The 17478-nt window shown below is 64.5% G+C and carries 19 protein-coding genes and 1 tRNA gene; 17 read left to right on the top strand and 3 right to left on the bottom strand.

Going from position 1 to position 17478, the window contains the following annotated elements; all coding sequences use genetic code 11:
* Positions 1 to 201: 201 nt before the first annotated feature.
* Positions 202 to 699 carry an RDD family protein gene (locus tag AC4OR5_RS04340; protein ID WP_003110924.1) on the bottom strand — a complete coding sequence of 166 codons (498 nt, stop codon included), beginning with the start codon at positions 697 to 699 and terminating at the stop codon, positions 202 to 204.
* A gap of 129 nt (positions 700 to 828) precedes the next feature.
* Between AC4OR5_RS04340 and AC4OR5_RS04335 the strand changes: the two genes are divergently transcribed.
* Positions 829 to 2409 (top strand): EAL domain-containing protein, encoded by a 1581-nt coding sequence (locus AC4OR5_RS04335; RefSeq protein WP_058160174.1) that lies wholly within the window; start codon positions 829 to 831, stop codon positions 2407 to 2409.
* Positions 2410 to 2734: 325 nt separating this feature from the next.
* On the opposite strand, the gene AC4OR5_RS04330 is transcribed toward AC4OR5_RS04335, so the two are convergent.
* A tRNA-Leu gene (locus AC4OR5_RS04330) sits at positions 2735 to 2821 on the bottom strand.
* Between the two features lie 102 nt (positions 2822 to 2923).
* Here AC4OR5_RS04330 and queA point away from each other — a divergent pair.
* The 6 genes from queA (at position 2924) to AC4OR5_RS04300 (ending at position 9065) form a co-directional block, all read left to right on the top strand.
* Positions 2924 to 3967: a tRNA preQ1(34) S-adenosylmethionine ribosyltransferase-isomerase QueA gene (gene queA, locus AC4OR5_RS04325; protein ID WP_058160175.1), complete on the top strand. Its 1044-nt coding sequence runs from the start codon at positions 2924 to 2926 to the stop codon at positions 3965 to 3967.
* A gap of 12 nt (positions 3968 to 3979) precedes the next feature.
* Complete coding sequence (tgt, locus tag AC4OR5_RS04320; protein ID WP_003100607.1) at positions 3980 to 5098, top strand: tRNA guanosine(34) transglycosylase Tgt; 1119 nt, start codon at positions 3980 to 3982, stop codon at positions 5096 to 5098.
* A gap of 43 nt (positions 5099 to 5141) precedes the next feature.
* On the top strand, positions 5142 to 5480 hold the full coding sequence (gene yajC / locus AC4OR5_RS04315) for a preprotein translocase subunit YajC (protein WP_003092856.1): 339 nt from the start codon (positions 5142 to 5144) through the stop codon (positions 5478 to 5480).
* A gap of 59 nt (positions 5481 to 5539) precedes the next feature.
* Positions 5540 to 7402: a protein translocase subunit SecD gene (gene secD, locus AC4OR5_RS04310; RefSeq protein WP_034083473.1), complete on the top strand. Its 1863-nt coding sequence runs from the start codon at positions 5540 to 5542 to the stop codon at positions 7400 to 7402.
* A gap of 10 nt (positions 7403 to 7412) precedes the next feature.
* Positions 7413 to 8333 carry a protein translocase subunit SecF gene (secF, locus tag AC4OR5_RS04305; protein ID WP_003092852.1) on the top strand — a complete coding sequence of 307 codons (921 nt, stop codon included), beginning with the start codon at positions 7413 to 7415 and terminating at the stop codon, positions 8331 to 8333.
* Positions 8334 to 8516: 183 nt separating this feature from the next.
* Positions 8517 to 9065: a glycine zipper 2TM domain-containing protein gene (locus AC4OR5_RS04300; protein ID WP_003092848.1), complete on the top strand. Its 549-nt coding sequence runs from the start codon at positions 8517 to 8519 to the stop codon at positions 9063 to 9065.
* A gap of 104 nt (positions 9066 to 9169) precedes the next feature.
* Here the strand turns inward: AC4OR5_RS04300 and suhB are convergent, their stop codons facing one another.
* A complete protein-coding gene (gene suhB / locus AC4OR5_RS04295; RefSeq protein ID WP_003092845.1) occupies positions 9170 to 9985 on the bottom strand; it encodes a type III secretion system regulator SuhB in 816 nt (271 codons plus the stop codon).
* A gap of 151 nt (positions 9986 to 10136) precedes the next feature.
* Between suhB and trmJ the strand changes: the two genes are divergently transcribed.
* The 10 genes from trmJ to iscX all read left to right on the top strand — a co-directional run bounded on the left by trmJ (position 10137) and on the right by iscX (position 17341).
* Positions 10137 to 10910 (top strand): tRNA (cytosine(32)/uridine(32)-2'-O)-methyltransferase TrmJ, encoded by a 774-nt coding sequence (gene trmJ, locus AC4OR5_RS04290; protein WP_003092842.1) that lies wholly within the window; start codon positions 10137 to 10139, stop codon positions 10908 to 10910.
* Positions 10910 to 11686 (top strand): serine O-acetyltransferase, encoded by a 777-nt coding sequence (gene cysE, locus AC4OR5_RS04285; protein WP_003092839.1) that lies wholly within the window; start codon positions 10910 to 10912, stop codon positions 11684 to 11686. The genes trmJ and cysE overlap by 1 nt, the downstream gene beginning before the upstream one ends.
* Before the next feature lie 144 nt (positions 11687 to 11830).
* Positions 11831 to 12322 (top strand): Fe-S cluster assembly transcriptional regulator IscR, encoded by a 492-nt coding sequence (gene iscR / locus AC4OR5_RS04280; RefSeq protein ID WP_003092836.1) that lies wholly within the window; start codon positions 11831 to 11833, stop codon positions 12320 to 12322.
* 29 nt (positions 12323 to 12351) lie between these two features.
* Positions 12352 to 13566 (top strand): IscS subfamily cysteine desulfurase, encoded by a 1215-nt coding sequence (locus AC4OR5_RS04275; RefSeq protein WP_003092832.1) that lies wholly within the window; start codon positions 12352 to 12354, stop codon positions 13564 to 13566.
* Between the two features lie 35 nt (positions 13567 to 13601).
* Positions 13602 to 13988: a Fe-S cluster assembly scaffold IscU gene (iscU, locus tag AC4OR5_RS04270; protein ID WP_003092829.1), complete on the top strand. Its 387-nt coding sequence runs from the start codon at positions 13602 to 13604 to the stop codon at positions 13986 to 13988.
* Positions 13989 to 14015: 27 nt separating this feature from the next.
* Entirely contained in the window at positions 14016 to 14339 is a 324-nt protein-coding gene (gene iscA / locus AC4OR5_RS04265; RefSeq protein ID WP_003100617.1) for an iron-sulfur cluster assembly protein IscA, read from the top strand.
* A gap of 7 nt (positions 14340 to 14346) precedes the next feature.
* The gene (gene hscB / locus AC4OR5_RS04260; RefSeq protein ID WP_003092824.1) at positions 14347 to 14868 is read left to right on the top strand and encodes a co-chaperone HscB; all 522 of its coding nucleotides are present in this window, start codon (positions 14347 to 14349) and stop codon (positions 14866 to 14868) included.
* Between the two features lie 42 nt (positions 14869 to 14910).
* The gene (gene hscA / locus AC4OR5_RS04255; protein ID WP_058160176.1) at positions 14911 to 16770 is read left to right on the top strand and encodes a Fe-S protein assembly chaperone HscA; all 1860 of its coding nucleotides are present in this window, start codon (positions 14911 to 14913) and stop codon (positions 16768 to 16770) included.
* Positions 16771 to 16776: 6 nt separating this feature from the next.
* Positions 16777 to 17115: an ISC system 2Fe-2S type ferredoxin gene (fdx, locus tag AC4OR5_RS04250; RefSeq protein WP_003092818.1), complete on the top strand. Its 339-nt coding sequence runs from the start codon at positions 16777 to 16779 to the stop codon at positions 17113 to 17115.
* Between the two features lie 25 nt (positions 17116 to 17140).
* Positions 17141 to 17341: a Fe-S cluster assembly protein IscX gene (gene iscX / locus AC4OR5_RS04245; RefSeq protein ID WP_003092814.1), complete on the top strand. Its 201-nt coding sequence runs from the start codon at positions 17141 to 17143 to the stop codon at positions 17339 to 17341.
* Positions 17342 to 17478: the final 137 nt, after the last annotated feature.

Raw genomic sequence — 17478 nt, 5'->3', positions numbered from 1 at the left:
TACAACACAGAGCGGCCTCACATGGCCCTGAAAAACAAAACGCCCGATGCGGTGCATCGGGCGCTTTGAGACCTATCGGCCTACCTGAGCAGGTGTAAACCTATTTCAGGACTAGACACTTTTCACGTCGGGCGGGGATCCAGCGGCCTGGCCGCCGGCGCGACGAAGGCGAAAACAGCGCGTTCTGCGGACCTGTTTCGCTCACTTCTTGTGAGTGTTCTTCGGCAGCCTGACCACCTGGCTCTCCGAATAGCGGTCGTGCCAGGTACGCTTGTCCTTGTCCCAGAGCATCCAGAGGAAGCCGAGGCCGAGGCACAGCCAGGAGGCGATGGCGATCATGAAGCGCAGCAGCGCCTGGAGCAGGCTGATGGCGCTGCCGTCGCGGTTCTGCACGCGCAGGCCCCAGACCTGCATGCCCAGGGTCTGGCCATTGTGGGTCCAGAATTTGGCGAAGAAGCCGAACAGGGCGAACACCAGCAGGGTCGAGAGCAGCGGGTCGCCGATCAGCGCGCCGCGGTCGGCCAGTTCGCGCAGGTGATCGCTGCCGTAGATCAGTCGAAGGATGCCTTGCTGGTAGACCAGGGTGACCACCATCATCAGCGCCACGCAGAGCAGGAAGTCATAGAACATCGCCGCCAGGCGGCGGACCAGACCGGCAGGGGCATAGTCGCCCTGGGGAGAAAGCATGTGTTTCGGCATCGGCGTGTTCCGTGCGGGGCAAAGCCGGGGATTATACGTCCATCCGCAGCTTGCGCCGCCCACCCGGGCAACGCTTTTCCCCGGCTGTTCTAGTCTTTGCGCAGACCCCAATCATTACGAGTCTTTTCTATGCCGATTCCGGTGAAGCGAGCCAGGAGAAAGGCGCTCCGGCTGTCGTTGTCCGTGCTGGTCGGGGTGATGCCGATCGTCCTGGGGCTGCTCATCCTCTACTGGCAGGCCGAGCGAAGCCTCCAGGAGACGTCCGAGCAGGCAGCCGGGAATGCGGTGCGGCAGTTCGAACGGATGCTCGACAACGCTGCGTTGGCGGCGCGCAAGGTCATGCCGGTGGCGGGGCGCCCTTGTCCCGAGGCCGAGCTGGCGCTGCGCGAGCAAGTGGCGATCATGCCGTTCGTGCGCTCGGTCAATTTGACGCGCGACAATACGATCTATTGCACGTCGTTGTTCGGCGGCTTCGACGAGCCGGTGCGGATCGAGAACTATGTCGACGGACGCCTCTTGCTGATGCCCGGCAACCAGGTCACGCCGGACGCCGCGCTGCTGGTCCTGCGGGACTCCGACGGCAAGCGCGGGGTATTGGCGGCGATCGACGGGCGCTACTTGAGCTACGTGCTGGACCTCGTCGACCGACGTAGCCGCCAGGTGCTGGTGGTTGGTCCCAATTGGCTGGATGCCGAGGGCCGCACTCACCGCGACGCGCCGCCCACCTATGAGGTCGCCGCCGTATCGCTCGCTTCGCAGCGTTATCCGTTGCGTGTGCTGTCGGGCTTCCCCGAGGGCGAGGAGTGGCGATCGATCCGCTCGCAGAACCCGGCGATGTTCGGCCTGCTACTGTTCTTCGGACTGCTGGCCGGCACTCTGTGCTACTGGCTATCCAGACGGGTCGCCTCGCCCAGCAGCGAACTGCGCCGGGCCCTGGAGGCCAACGAGTTCATTCCCTACTACCAGCCGCTGAGTCCCGGCCAGGGCGGACGCTGGATAGGCGTCGAGGTGCTCATGCGCTGGCGTCATCCGCGCGAGGGACTGATCCGGCCCGACCTGTTCATCCCCTTCGCCGAGCGCTCGGGACTGATCGTACCGATGACGCGCGCGCTGATGCGCCAGGTCGCGGAAGACCTGGGCGGGCATGCCGGGAAGCTGGAGCCAGGCTTCCACATCGGTTTCAACATCAGCGCCACCCATTGCCACGAACTGGCCTTGGTGGACGACTGTCGCGAGCTGTTGGCGGCGTTTCCGCCCGGGCACATCACCCTGGTCCTGGAACTGACCGAGCGCGAGCTGATCGAGTCGAGCGAAGTCACCGACCGCCTGTTCGACGAATTGCATGCCCTGGGAGTGAAGATCGCCATCGACGATTTCGGCACCGGACATTCCAGCCTGGCCTACCTGCGCAAGTTCCAGGTGGACTGCCTGAAGATCGACCAGAGCTTCGTCGCCCGCATCGGCATCGATACCCTTTCCGGGCATATTCTCGACAGCATCGTCGAGCTGTCCGCCAAGCTCGACCTGGATATCGTCGCCGAAGGCGTGGAGACCCCCGAGCAGCGTGACTACCTGGCCGCCCGCGGGGTGGATTACCTGCAGGGCTACCTGATCGGCCGGCCGATGCCGCTGGAGAGTCTGCTTTCCAGCCTGACTGTGCAGGAAGGGCAGGGGGCTTCCGTCGTCGAACTGCCGGCGGACCGAGGCTAGCGGCTGAAAGTCCCGCGCCAGGGGCGAGCTGCCAGCTTATTCGTCACGGATGAGCAAAAGACCCGCAGACCGAACAGGTGCAAACCGCCCCTGGCGCGACAAGAAGCCCGCATCCGCGGGGCTTCTTTTTGGCGTCGGCTGTGGTAGATTTTTTTCGCCGAGCTGGGAAGACAGCAGCTCGGGTAAAAGGCAGCGTCTCGACTCCAGCGCTGCCTTTTTTTATTTGCAGGCCGGATCAGCCAGATCGCGGACAACAAAAAACCGGCGCGAAGGCCGGTTTCTCTGCTGTCCTGTGCTCCCCCTGGAAACGCTTGGGAAGTCAGGATGGTGCCTCGGGAGAGACTCGAACTCTCACTCTGTCGCCAGAAACGGATTTTGAATCCGCCGCGTCTACCGATTCCGCCACCGAGGCAATGGCGGCGCAGTATAGGGAGGCGCCTACCGTTGGTCAATCGGGTTCGTGGCGGGGAAAACACATTTCCGGTAAGCTACGCGGCCTTTCGAGAGTCTCCCCATGCGTGTCGCCGATTTTCATTTCGACTTGCCCGAGGCCCTGATCGCCCGTCATCCCCTGCCTGAACGCCGCGCAAGCCGCCTGTTGGCGCTGGATGGCCCGACGGGAACCCTCGCCCACAGACAATTCGCCGATCTCCTGGACTACCTGCGTCCGGGCGACCTGATGGTGTTCAACAATACCCGGGTGATCCCGGCGCGCCTGTTCGGCCAGAAGGAGTCCGGTGGCAAGCTGGAAGTCCTGGTCGAGCGCGTGCTCGACCAGCACCGGGTGCTTGCCCACATACGCGCCAGCAAGGCGCCCAAGCCCGGTACGCGGATCCTCGTCGAAGGCGGTGGCAGCGCGGAGATGCTGCAACGCCGCGACGCCCTGTTCGAACTCGCTTTCGCCGAGCCTGTGCTGCCTTTGCTGGAGCGGGTCGGGCACATGCCGTTGCCTCCCTATATCGACCGACCGGACGATGCGGCCGACCGCGAGCGCTACCAGACCGTCTACGCCCAGCGCGCCGGTGCGGTAGCGGCCCCGACCGCCGGCCTGCACTTCGATGAGGCGCTGCTCGAGGCGATCCGCGCGAAGGGGGTGGATACCGCCTTCGTTACCCTGCATGTCGGCGCCGGTACCTTCCAGCCGGTGCGTGTCGAGCGTATCGAGGACCATGTGATGCACCGCGAATGGCTGGAGGTCGGCCAGGACGTGGTGGACGCGGTTTCCGCCTGCCGGGCCCGCGGCGGCCGGGTAGTCGCCGTCGGCACCACCAGCGTGCGCTCGCTGGAAAGCGCGGCACGCGACGGTGAGCTGAAGCCCTTCAGCGGCGACACCGACATCTTCATCTTCCCGGGCCGGCCGTTCCATGTGGTCGATGCTCTGGTCACCAACTTCCACCTGCCCGAATCCACCCTGCTGATGCTGGTCTCGGCCTTCGCCGGCTACCCGGAGACCATGGCCGCCTACGCCGCGGCGGTGGCGCAGGGCTATCGCTTCTTCAGTTACGGTGATGCCATGTTCATCACCCGCAATCCCGCGCCCCGCGGACCCGAGGACTGATCCATGAGCTTCATGAACTTCGAGCTGCTGGCGACCGACGGCAAGGCCCGTCGCGGCCGCCTGACCTTCCCCCGCGGCGTGGTCGAGACCCCGGCCTTCATGCCGGTGGGCACCTACGGCACGGTGAAGGGCATGTTGCCGCGCGACATCGAGGACATCGGCGCGCAGATCATCCTCGGCAACACCTTCCATCTCTGGTTGCGCCCGGGCACCGAGGTGATCCAGCGCCACGGCGACCTGCACGACTTCATGCAGTGGAAAGGCCCGATCCTCACCGATTCCGGCGGTTTCCAGGTGTTCAGCCTGGGAGCCATGCGCAAGATCAAGGAGGAGGGCGTGACCTTCGCCTCGCCGGTGGACGGCGCCAAGGTCTTCATGGGGCCGGAGGAGTCCATGGCGGTGCAACGCGCCCTGGGCTCGGACATCGTGATGATCTTCGACGAATGCACGCCGTACCCGGCCGACCATGACGTCGCCAAGCGCTCCATGGAGCTGTCGCTGCGCTGGGCCAAGCGCTCGAAGATCGCCCATGGCGATAGCCCGTCGGCGCTGTTCGGCATCGTCCAGGGCGGTATGCACGAGGACCTGCGCCTGCGCTCGCTGGATGGCTTGCAGGAGATCGGCTTCGACGGCCTGGCCATCGGTGGTTTGTCGGTGGGCGAGCCGAAGGAAGAGATGATCCGCGTGCTCGATTTCCTGCCGCCGCAGATGCCGGCCGACAAGCCGCGCTACCTGATGGGCGTGGGCAAGCCGGAAGACCTGGTGGAAGGCGTGCGCCGCGGCGTGGACATGTTCGACTGTGTGATGCCGACGCGCAATGCGCGCAACGGCCACCTGTTCGTCGACAGCGGGGTGATCAAGATCCGCAACTCGGTACACAAGCACGACGACTCCACGCTCGACCCGACCTGCGACTGTTACACCTGCAAACATTTTTCCCGCGCCTATCTGCACCACTTGGACAAGTGCGGGGAAATGCTCGGTAGCATGCTCAATACCATCCACAACTTGCGGCATTATCAGCGGGTTATGGCTGGTTTGCGCGAGGCAATCCAACAGGGTACATTGGCCGCCTTTGTCGATGCCTTCTATGCCAAGCGCGGCCTTCCCACGCCGCCGCTGGATGCCTGACTTTCCTTTATCCAACTCTATTGCTTTGTGACAGGAGTGCTACATGAGCTTTCTAATTCCCGCTGCCTACGCCGACGCAGCCGCTCCGGCAGCCGCTGGCCCGGCCGGCACCGGTTTCGAGTGGGTCTTCCTGGTTGGTTTCCTGGTCATCTTCTACCTGATGATCTGGCGTCCCCAGGCCAAGCGCGCCAAGGAACACAAGAACCTGCTGGGCAACCTGCAAAAAGGTGACGAAGTCGTCACTTCCGGCGGTATCGCCGGCAAGGTGACCAAGGTCGCCGACGATTTCGTCGTCGTCGAGGTTTCCGACAACGTCGAGCTGAAGTTCCAGAAGGCCGCGATTGCCGCGACCCTGCCGAAAGGCACCCTGAAAGCGATCTGATTTTCACCTAAACACATGACGGGGCGCGCAAGGCGCCCCGCGTCATAACGGGCGGTGTCATGCTCAACAAGTATCCTCTGTGGAAATATCTGCTGATCCTGGCGGTCCTCGCCGTCGGGTTCATCTATTCCGCACCCAACCTCTACCCGGACGACCCGGCGGTGCAGATCAGCGGCGCCAGCACGGCGCTGCAGGTCACCCAGGCCGATGTCGACCGCGCTGCCAAGGCGCTGACCGACGCCGGTATCGCGGTGAAGGCCGACAGCCTGTCGAAGAAGGGCGGCCTGATCCGCCTGGTCAAGCAGGACGACCAGCTTCCCGCCAAGGAAGTGGTGCGCCGGACCCTGGGCGACGACTACGTGGTGGCGCTGAACCTGGCCCAGACCACTCCCGAGTGGCTGCGCAAGCTGGGCGGCAGCCCGATGAAGCTCGGCCTGGACCTGTCCGGCGGCGTGCACTTCCTGCTGGAAGTGGACATGGACAAGGCGGTCGATGCCCGCCTGAAGGTCTATGAAAGCGAAGTGAAGAGCCTGCTGCGCAAGGAGCGCGTGCGCTACCGCAGCCTGCCGATCCAGGATCGCGCGATCCAGCTCGGCTTCACCGACAGCGAATCCCTGGACAAGGCGCGCAGCCTGATCGCCAAGGACTTCCGCGATTTCGAGGTCGTGCCCGAAGAGCGCAACGGCCTGCAGGTCCTGCGTGTCGCCCTGACCCAGGCCAAACTGGCGGAAATCCGCGAGTACTCCATCAAGCAGAACCTCACCACCGTCCGCAACCGGGTCAACGAGCTGGGCGTATCCGAGCCGCTGGTGCAGCGCCAGGGCGCCAATCGCATCGTGGTCGAGCTGCCGGGCGTGCAGGACACTGCGGAAGCCAAGCGGATCCTCGGCAAGACCGCCAACCTCGAATTCCGCCTGGCCGCCGAGCCGGACGCCCTGAAGTCCGCCACCGAGACCTTCGAGTTCCGCGAGCCGCGCCGTCCGCCGGTGCCGCTGGAGCGCGGGGTGATCATCACCGGCGACCAGGTCACCGACGCCAGCGCCAGTTTCGACGAGAACGGCCGCCCGCAGGTGAACATCCGTCTGGATGGCCATGGCGGCGAGCTGATGAACCGCGCCACCCGCAACAACGTCGGCCGCAGCATGGCGGTGGTGTTCATCGAGCAGAAGCCGGTGACCCGCTACACCAAGCAGATGGTCGATGGCGTCGAGAAGGAGGTCGCGGTTCCGGCGTTCAAGGAAGAGAAGCAGATCATCAGCCTGGCGACCATCCAGTCGCCGCTGGGCAACCAGTTCCGCATCACCGGCCTCGATGGCCCGGGCGAGTCCTCCGAGCTGGCCCTGCTGCTGCGTGCCGGCGGCCTGGCTGCGCCGATGTACTTCGCCGAAGAACGCACCATCGGCCCGAGCCTGGGGGCGGACAACATCGCCAAGGGTGTCGATGCGTCGCTCTGGGGCATGCTCTTCGTGTCCCTGTTCATCATCGTCATCTACCGTTTCTTCGGCGTGATCGCCACCGTTGCGCTGGCCTTCAACATGGTCATGCTGGTGGCGCTGATGTCGGTCCTCGGCGCGACCCTGACCCTGCCGGGCATCGCCGGTATCGTGCTGACCATGGGCATGGCGGTGGACGCCAACGTGCTGATCTTCTCGCGGATACGCGAGGAGCTGGCCAACGGCATGTCGGTCCAGCGGGCGATCCACGAAGGCTTCAACCGTGCCTTCACCGCGATCCTCGACGCCAACCTGACCTCGCTGCTGGTCGGCGGCATCCTCTACGCCATGGGCACCGGCCCGGTGAAAGGATTTGCCGTGACCATGTCGCTCGGCATCATCACCTCGATGTTCACGGCCATCATGGTCACCCGCGCAATGGTCAACCTGATCTTCGGCGGGCGTGACTTCAAGAAGCTGTGGATCTAAGGGGACTGAGATGAATATCAAGATCGGTACCATCAACTTCATGGGCATCCGCAACATCGCGTTTGCCGTCACCCTGATCCTGACCGTCATCGCCCTGGGCAGCTGGTTCACCAAGGGCATCAACTTCGGCCTCGACTTCACCGGCGGTACGCTGATCGAGCTGACCTACGAACAACCGGCCGATCTCGGCAAGGTGCGCGGTCAACTGGTCGGCGCCGGCTACGAGGACGCCGTGGTGCAGAGCTTCGGCGACGCCCGCGACGTGCTGGTGCGGATGCCCAGCGAGGACCCGGAACTGGGCAAGAAGGTCGCTACCGCCTTGCAGCAGGCCGATACCGGCAACCCGGCGAACCTGAAGCGGGTCGAGTACGTCGGCCCGCAGGTGGGTGAAGAGCTGCGCGACCAGGGCGGCCTCGGCATGCTCCTGGCGCTGGGCGGCATCCTGCTGTACGTCGGCTTCCGCTTCCAGTGGAAGTTCGCCCTCGGCGCGATCCTCTCGCTGGTGCACGATGCGATCATCGTGATGGGCGTGCTGTCGTTCTTCCAGGTGACCTTCGACCTGACCGTCCTCGCCGCGGTGCTGGCGGTGGTCGGTTACTCGCTGAACGACACCATCGTGATCTTCGACCGGGTGCGCGAGAACTTCCGCGTGCTGCGCAAGGCCAGTCTGATCGAGAACCTGAACATCTCCACCAGCCAGACCCTGTTGCGCACCATCGCCACCTCGGTCTCCACGCTGCTGGCCATCGCCGCGTTGCTGTTCTTCGGCGGCGACAACCTGTTCGGTTTCTCCATCGCTCTGTTCGTCGGTGTAATGGCGGGTACCTACTCGTCGATATACATCGCCAACGTGGTCTTGATCTGGCTGAACCTGACCAGCGAGGACCTGATCCCGCCGCAGGCCAAGGACACCGTCGACGATCGCCCCTGAGGCGCTCTGGTTCGGCACTCCGGCGCCTGCCGGTCACTCGAGGACTCCCGCTTTTGGCGGGAGTTTTCGTATCTGCGCCAACGAAACGTTTGTCGGGAGCCTGGAACTTGGTGGTTTTTGCCCAGTCCTAGGCAAGGCAAAGGGCGAACATAGCCCGCATTGGATGAAAGCCAGGAGGTACATGTGAACAAGTCGATGCTCGTCGGGGCCGTTCTGGGTGCCGTAGGCGTGACCGCAGGTGGCGCGGTAGCCACCTATAGCCTGGTGGATCGCGGTCCCGACTACGCCGAGGTCGTCGCTGTCCAGCCGGTCAAGGAAACCATCAAGACGCCGCGCCAGGTCTGCAAGGACGTGGCCGTGACCCGTCAGCGTCCGGTCAAGGACCAGCACCAGATCGCCGGTACCGCCATCGGTGCGGTGGTCGGCGGCTTGCTGGGCAACCAGATCGGCGGCGGTACCGGCAAGAAGATCGCCACCGTGGCCGGCGCCGTCGGCGGCGGCTACGCCGGCAACAAGGTGCAGGAAGGCATGCAGGAGCGTGACACCTACACCACCACCGAAACCCGCTGCAGCACCGTGCACGACAGCAGCGAGAAGGTCGTCGGCTATGACGTGAAGTACATGCTCGACGGCAAGGCCGGGCAGATCCGCATGGAGCGCGATCCGGGCAGCCAGATCCCGGTCGACAAGAACGGCCGGCTGATCCTCAGCCAGGGCGAAACGCTGCGCTGAGCCTGACTGTCGCAATGATGCACAAGGGCGCCTGCGGGCGCCCTTGTGCATTTTCATGGAGATGAAAAACCCGGCGCCAGGCCGGGTTCTTCGTCAGCGGCGGATCAGCGCTTCAGCGACGGCGGCAGGTGCGGCTGGATGGTGGTCAGCAGTGCCTTGAAGCACTTGGTGTTGCCGGCGACGATGTGACCCTTCTCGAGGAATTCGTGGCTGCCGGTGAAGTCGCTCACCAGGCCGCCGGCTTCCTGTACCAGTAGGGCGCCGGCCGCCATGTCCCATTCGGACAGGCCGAATTCCCAGAAGGCGTCGTAGCGACCGGCGGCGACGTAGGCCAGGTCCAGGCTGGCGGCACCGGCGCGGCGGATGCCGGCGGTCTGGCCGACCAGGCTGCGGAACATGTTCAGGTAGTTGTCGAGATTGTCGATCTGGTTGTCGCGGAACGGGAAGCCGGTGCCGAGCAGGGCGCCTTCCAGGCTCTTGCGGCCGCTGACGCGCAGGCGACGACCGTTGAGGGCGGCGCCGCGGCCGCGGCTGGCGGTGAATTCTTCCTGGCGCACCGGGTCGAGGACCACGGCGTGCTCCAGGCGGCCCTTGTACTTGCAGGCGATGCTCACGGCGAAGTGCGGTACGCCATGGATGAAGTTGGTGGTGCCGTCCAGCGGATCGATCACCCAGAGGTAGTCGGCACCCTCGCCGCTGCCTTCGATGAAGCCGCCTTCCTCGCCCATGATCGCGTGAGTCGGATAGGCCTTGCGCAGCGCGGCGACGATGGTCTGCTCGGCGGCGCGATCGACTTCGGTCACGTAGTCCTTGGCATCCTTCTCGTTGACCGAGATGACATCCAGGCGTTCGATGGAGCGGAAAATCAGTTCACCGGCGCTGCGAGCGGCGCGCAGGGCGATATTCAGCATAGGCTGCATGGAGAGGTCACCTGGGTCGTTAAAGAAAGCCGGCCATTCTAGCAGAAACCGATGGCGTTTGAAGGGCGACCTGTCGGCCGCATGGTATAAAGCTGACCTCTGCTGTAGGATTTCACACCCTTCAGTAACTTGGCGTTGGAGAGCATCGGCGTTGCTCGACCGTATTCGTGTGGTGTTGGTCAACACCAGTCATCCCGGCAACATCGGCGGGGCGGCCCGTGCCATGAAGAACATGGGCCTGTCGCAACTGGTGCTGGTGCAGCCGGAAAGCTTTCCCCACGGCGACGCGGTGGCGCGGGCTTCCGGCGCCACCGACATCCTCGACGCCGCAAGGGTGGTGGACACCTTGGAAGAGGCCCTGAGCGGCTGCAGCGTGGTGCTCGGCACCAGCGCCCGCGACCGGCGGATTCCCTGGCCGCTGCTGGATCCGCGCGAGTGCGCGACGACCTGCCTGGAGCACCTGGAGGCGAATGGCGAGGTGGCCCTGGTATTCGGGCGCGAATATGCGGGTTTGACCAACGAAGAATTGCAGCGCTGCCAGTTCCATGTGCATATCCCCTCCGATCCCGAGTTCGGTTCGCTGAACCTGGCGGCCGCGGTCCAGGTGCTCACCTACGAGGTGCGCATGGCGTGGCTGGCGGCCCAGGGCAAGCCGACCAAGATGGAAAAGTTCGAGTCCACCTCGATGCTCAACACCGAGCTGGTGACGGCCGACGAGCTGGAACTCTATTACGCGCATCTGGAGAGGACGCTGATCGATATCGGCTTCCTCGATCCGGAGAAGCCGCGCCACCTGATGTCGCGGTTGCGGCGCCTGTATGGGCGCAGCGCGATCAGCAAGCTGGAAATGAATATCCTGCGCGGGATCCTGACCGAAACCCAGAAGGTGGCCCGAGGCCTGTCCTACAAGCGGAGTGACGACTGATGTTCGAACGTGTGCGTGAAGATATCCAAAGCGTATTCCACCGTGATCCGGCGGCTCGCAACGCACTCGAGGTCCTCACCTGTTATCCGGGCCTGCACGCCGTCTGGCTGCATCGGCTGGCCCACGGCTTGTGGACGTCCGGCTGGAAGTGGCTGGCGCGCCTGGTGTCCAACTTCGGCCGCTGGATGACCGGCATCGAGATCCACCCGGGGGCCAGGATCGGCCGGCGCTTCTTCATCGACCACGGCATGGGCATCGTCATCGGCGAAACCGCCGAGATCGGCGACGACGTCACCCTCTATCAGGGCGTTACCCTGGGCGGTACCACCTGGAACAAGGGCAAGCGCCACCCCACCCTCGGCAACAACGTGGTGGTCGGTGCCGGTGCCAAGGTGCTCGGCCCGTTCACCGTCGGCGAGGGCGCCAAGGTCGGCTCCAATGCCGTGGTGACCAAGGAGGTCCCGCCGGGTGCCACCGTGGTCGGCATTCCCGGGCGGATCATCATGCGCGAGGATACCGAGCAGCAGGCCAAGCGCCAGGCGATGGCGGAGAAACTCGGCTTCGATGCCTACGGGGTCAGCCAGGACATGCCGGACCCGGTGGCGCGTGCCATTGGTCAGTTGCTCGATCACCTGCAGGCCGTCGACGGCCGGCTCGAGGGCATGTGCCAGGCGCTCACCGCCCTGGGGAGCGACTACTGCGCGAAGGATCTGCCGGTATTGCGCGAGGAGGATTTCGCCGGGGTCAAGGACGAGGACGGCAATCCGGCCGCGTAATGCGCGGCCGGCGGCTTTCTGCTAGCATGTAGCGCCCTGAATTTGCCTAATCCTGAGTAATTTGATCGGTCTTATAGTTGACTTAATTACTCGGATAAGAGCATAATCCGCGTCAACCCCGAATGATCCCGATGGGAAAAGCCCATGCGTCTGACCACCAAAGGCCGCTACGCCGTAACCGCCATGCTCGACCTGGCGCTGCATGCTCAGCAAGGTCCGGTCTCGCTGGCCGATATCTCCGAACGCCAAGGCATTTCCCTGTCCTATCTCGAACAGCTGTTCGCCAAGTTGCGCCGTGGCAACCTGGTGACCAGCGTGCGCGGCCCGGGCGGCGGCTACCAGCTGTCCCGCCATATGTCGGGCATCCATGTGGCGCAGGTGATCGACGCGGTCAACGAATCCGTCGACGCGACCCGCTGCCAGGGGCAGGGCGATTGCCACTCCGGCGATACCTGTCTGACCCATCACCTGTGGTGCGACCTCAGTTTGCAGATCCATGAGTTCCTCAGCGGCATCAGCCTGGCCGATCTGGTCAGCCGCCAGGAGGTCCAGGAGGTCGCGCTGCGCCAGGACGAACGCCGTTGCTCAGGCAAGACGCCTCGTCTCGACAAGATTGAAGCGTCCGCCATCGACTGAGCAGGGCGCCAGCCTGTAGGAGTTACCTGATGAAATTGCCGATCTACCTCGATTACTCCGCGACCACTCCCGTCGATCCCCGCGTCGCCCAGAAAATGAGCGAATGCCTGCTGATGGACGGCAACTTCGGCAACCCGGCTTCGCGTTCCCACGTGTTCGGCTGGAAAGCCGAGGAGGCCGTGGAGAACGCCCGTCGCCAGGTGGCCGAACTGGTCAACGCCGATCCCCGCGAGATCGTCTGGACCTCCGGCGCCACCGAGTCCGACAACCTGGCGATCAAGGGCGTCGCGCACTTCTACTCGGGCAAGGGCAAGCACATCATCACCTCGAAGATCGAGCACAAGGCGGTCCTCGACACCTGCCGCCAGCTGGAACGCGAAGGTTTCGAAGTGACCTACCTGGAGCCGGGCGAAGATGGCCTGATCACTCCGGCACTGGTCGAGGCGGCGCTGCGTGACGACACCATCCTGGTCTCGGTCATGCACGTGAACAACGAGATCGGCACCGTCAACGACATCGCCGCCATCGGCGAGCTGACCCGCTCCCGCGGCGTGCTGTTCCACGTCGACGCCGCACAGTCGACCGGCAAGGTCGAGATCGACCTGGACAAGCTCAAGGTCGACCTGATGTCCTTCTCCGCGCACAAGACCTACGGCCCGAAAGGCATTGGCGCGCTCTACGTCCGGCGCAAGCCGCGCGTCCGCATCGAGGGCCAGATGCACGGCGGCGGCCATGAGCGCGGCATGCGTTCCGGCACCCTGGCCACCCACCAGATCGTCGGCATGGGCGAGGCGTTCCGCATCGCCAAGGAAGAAATGGCCCAGGAGAACGCCCGCGTGCTGGCGCTCCGCGACCGCTTCTTCGCGCAGATCGACGGCCTGGAAGAGCTCTACATCAACGGCAGCATGACCTCCCGCGTCCCGCACAACCTCAACGTCAGCTTCAACTACGTCGAGGGCGAGTCGCTGATCATGGCGCTCAAGGACCTCGCGGTCTCCTCCGGTTCGGCCTGTACCTCGGCGTCCCTGGAACCGTCCTACGTATTGCGCGCCCTGGGCCGCAACGACGAACTGGCGCATAGCTCCATCCGCTTCACCTTCGGTCGCTTCACCACCGAGGAAGAGATCGACTATGCCGCGAAGAAGGTGGTCGAGGCCGTTTCCAAGCTGCGCGAACTGTCGCCGCTGTGGGATATGTACAAAGAGGGCGTCGACCTGTCCCAGGTCGAATGGCAGGCGCACTGAGCGCCTCGTGCCCCGGAAAAACGTGAGGATTAGCCATGGCATATAGCGAAAAGGTCATCGACCACTACGAAAACCCGCGCAACGTCGGCAAGCTCGACGCTGCTGATCCCAACGTCGGCACCGGCATGGTCGGCGCGCCGGCCTGCGGTGACGTGATGCGCCTGCAGATCAAGGTCAACGAGCAGGGCGTGATCGAAGACGCCAAGTTCAAGACCTACGGTTGCGGTTCCGCGATCGCCTCCAGCTCCCTCGCCACCGAGTGGATGAAGGGCAAGACCCTGGACGAGGCGGAAACCATCAAGAACACCACCATCGCCGAAGAGCTGGCCCTGCCGCCGGTGAAGATCCACTGCTCCGTTCTCGCCGAAGACGCCATCAAGGCCGCCGTTCGCGACTACAAGCAGAAGAAGGGTTTGCTCTAAGCCGCTCGTGACGAGTAAGGAGTTGCAATGGCCATCAGCATGACCGAAGCCGCCGCCAAACACGTGCAGCGCTCCCTCGAGGGGCGCGGCAAGGGCGAGGGTATCCGTCTTGGCGTGCGCACCACTGGCTGTTCCGGGCTTGCCTATGTCCTCGAATTCGTCGATGAACTGGCGGCCGAGGACCTGGTCTTCGAGAGCCATGGCGTGAAGGTCATCATCGACCCGAAAAGCCTGGTCTATCTCGATGGCACCGAGCTGGACTTCACTCGCGAAGGGCTCAACGAAGGCTTCAAGTTCAACAATCCCAACGTTCGTGGCGAATGCGGCTGCGGCGAAAGCTTCAACGTCTGAGGCCGGCGTGGGTAAACCCTGTCATTTCGCCCAGTTCGACCTGCAACCGGCTTTCCTGGTCGATCTCGACGAGCTCGGCCAGCGCTATCGCGAGTTGGTGCGCAGCGTCCATCCCGACCGTTTCGCCGACGCTCCCGAGCGCGAGCAGCGTCTCGCCTTGGAACGCGCGGCGCAACTGAACGAGGCCTACCAGACCCTGAAGAGCGCTCCGCGCCGGGCCCTGTACCTGTTGACCCTGAGTGGTCACGAGTTGCCCTTGGAGGCTACGGTGCAGGATCCGGAGTTTCTCCTGCAGCAGATGCAGCTGCGCGAGGAACTGGAGGAGTTGCAGGACAGCGCCGACCTGGCCGGCGTGGCGACCTTCAAGCGTCGGCTCAAGGCCGCCCAGGCCGAGCTGGAGCGCGAGTTCGCCGCGTGCTGGGACGATGCGCAGCGCCGCGAAGAGGCCGAACGCCTGGTCCGTCGCATGCAGTTCCTCGACAAGCTCGCGCAGGAAGTGCGCCAGCTGGAAGAGCGACTCGACGATTAATCCCTGCGGCCCCCGGGTCGCACCCCATAGTTAAGACAGAGCATGGCCCTACTGCAGATCGCCGAGCCCGGTCAGAGTCCCAAGCCCCATGAGCGTCGCCTGGCGGTTGGGATCGACCTGGGTACCACCAATTCGCTGGTCGCCGCGGTGCGTAGCGGCGTCGCCGAGCCCTTGCCGGATGCGCAGGGGCGCCTGATCCTGCCTTCCGCGGTGCGTTATCACGCCGAGCGGGCGGAAGTGGGTGAGAGCGCCCGCGCGGCCGCCGCGAAGGATCCCTTCAATACCATCATTTCGGTCAAGCGTCTGATGGGGCGCGGCCTGGAGGACGTCAAGCAACTGGGCGAGCAATTGCCCTACCGCTTCCGCCAGGGCGAGTCGCACATGCCCTTCATCGAGACCGTACAGGGGCTGAAGAGTCCTGTGGAAGTCTCGGCGGACATCCTGCGTGAGCTGCGCCAGCGCGCCGAAACCACCCTCGGTGGCGAGCTGGTGGGTGCGGTGATCACTGTGCCGGCTTATTTCGACGACGCCCAGCGCCAGGCTACCAAGGATGCCGCGCGCCTGGCAGGACTGAACGTCCTGCGCCTGCTCAACGAGCCGACCGCCGCCGCCGTGGCCTACGGCCTGGACAAGGGCGCGGAAGGCCTGGTGGCCATCTATGACCTGGGTGGTGGAACCTTCGACATTTCCATCCTGCGCCTGACCCGCGGTGTCTTCGAAGTCCTGGCCACCGGCGGCGATACGGCCCTGGGTGGCGACGACTTCGACCATGCCATCGCTGGCTGGGTGATCGAGCAGGCTGGCCTTTCTGCCGATCTGGACCCGGGCAGCCAGCGGCAGTTGCTGCAAATCGCCTGTGCGGCCAAGGAGCGTCTTACCGACGAGGCGTCGGTCCGGGTCGCCTATGGCGACTGGAGCGGCGAGCTGAGCCGGGCGACGCTCGACGAGTTGATCGAGCCGTTCGTCGCTCGCAGCCTGAAGTCCTGCCGCCGAGCGGTGCGCGACTCCGGTGTCGATCTGGAAGAAATCCGCTCGGTGGTGATGGTCGGTGGCTCGACCCGCGTGCCCCGTGTGCGCACGGCGGTTGGCGAGTTGTTCGGCTGCGAGCCGCTGACCGATATCGATCCGGACCAGGTGGTCGCCATCGGCGCGGCAATCCAGGCCGATGCCCTGGCCGGCAACAAGCGCGGCGAGGAATTGCTGCTGCTGGACATCATTCCGCTGTCGCTCGGCCTGGAAACCATGGGCGGGCTGATGGAGAAGGTGATTCCGCGCAATACCACCATCCCGGTGGCGCGCGCCCAGGAGTTCACCACCTACAAGGACGGCCAGACGGCCATGATGATCCACGTGCTGCAGGGCGAGCGCGAGCTGGTGAAGGATTGTCGTTCGCTGGCGCGCTTCGAGCTGCGCGGCATTCCGCCGATGGTGGCGGGCGCGGCGAAAATCCGGGTGACCTTCCAGGTCGACGCCGACGGCTTGCTCGGCGTGTCCGCACGCGAACTGAGTTCCGGCGTCGAGGCCAGCATCCAGGTCAAGCCGTCCTATGGACTGACCGACGGCGAGATCGCGCGGATGCTCAAGGACTCCTTCGACTACGCCGGCGACGACAAGGCTGCCCGCGCCCTGCGCGAACAGCAGGTCGAGGCGCAGCGGCTGCTGGAGGCCGTGCAATCGGCGCTGGACGTCGACGGCGAGCGGCTCCTGGACGAAGAGGAGCGCCTGGCCATCGCGGCGCAGATGGACACCTTGCGTGAACTGGCCGGTGGTAGCGACACCGCGGCCATCGAGAACCAGATCAAGCGCCTGTCCCAGGTGACCGACGCTTTCGCCGCACGGCGGATGGACGCGACCGTCAAGGCCGCGCTCTCCGGCCGCCGGCTCAACGAAATCGAGGAATAAGCGAAGATGCCGCAGATCGTGATTCTGCCCCATGCCGACCACTGCCCCGAGGGGGCGGTATTCGAGGCGAAGCCCGGCGAAACCATCCTGGATGCCGCGTTGCGCAATGGCATCGAGATCGAGCATGCCTGTGAGAAATCCTGCGCCTGCACGACCTGCCACGTAATCGTCCGCGAAGGCCTCGACTCCATGGAGCCGTCCGACGAACTCGAAGACGACATGCTGGACAAGGCCTGGGGCCTGGAGCCCGATTCGCGGCTATCCTGCCAGGCAGTGGTGGCCGACGAAGACCTGGTGGTCGAGATTCCCAAGTACACCATCAACCAGGTGTCGGAAGGCCACTGAGCCCGGCGGTAGAGAGGAGCGTGCAATGAGCCTGAAATGGACCGATGTGCTGGAAATCGCCATCCAGCTCGACGAAAGCAAGCCGGAGGTCGATCCGCGATACGTCAACTTCGTCGATCTGCGGCGCTGGGTGGTGGAACTTCCAGAGTTCTCCGATGATCCTCAGCGTAGCGGGGAGAAAGTCCTGGAGGCCATCCAGGCCGCCTGGATCGAGGAACGGGACTAGCCATAGGCCCGCCCTACGCATTTGCCGGGAACCCGCGTATAATTCGCGGGTTTTATTTTAGGTAAGGCCTGAAATCGCCCGCGGGCGCATTCCAGGCTAGGCGCGCCGGGCCCGATGCCAGGCGCAGCCACGCTGAT

This window comes from Pseudomonas sp. YA1 (assembly GCF_058680555.1).
This window is presented reverse-complemented; position numbering and strand designations above follow the sequence as displayed.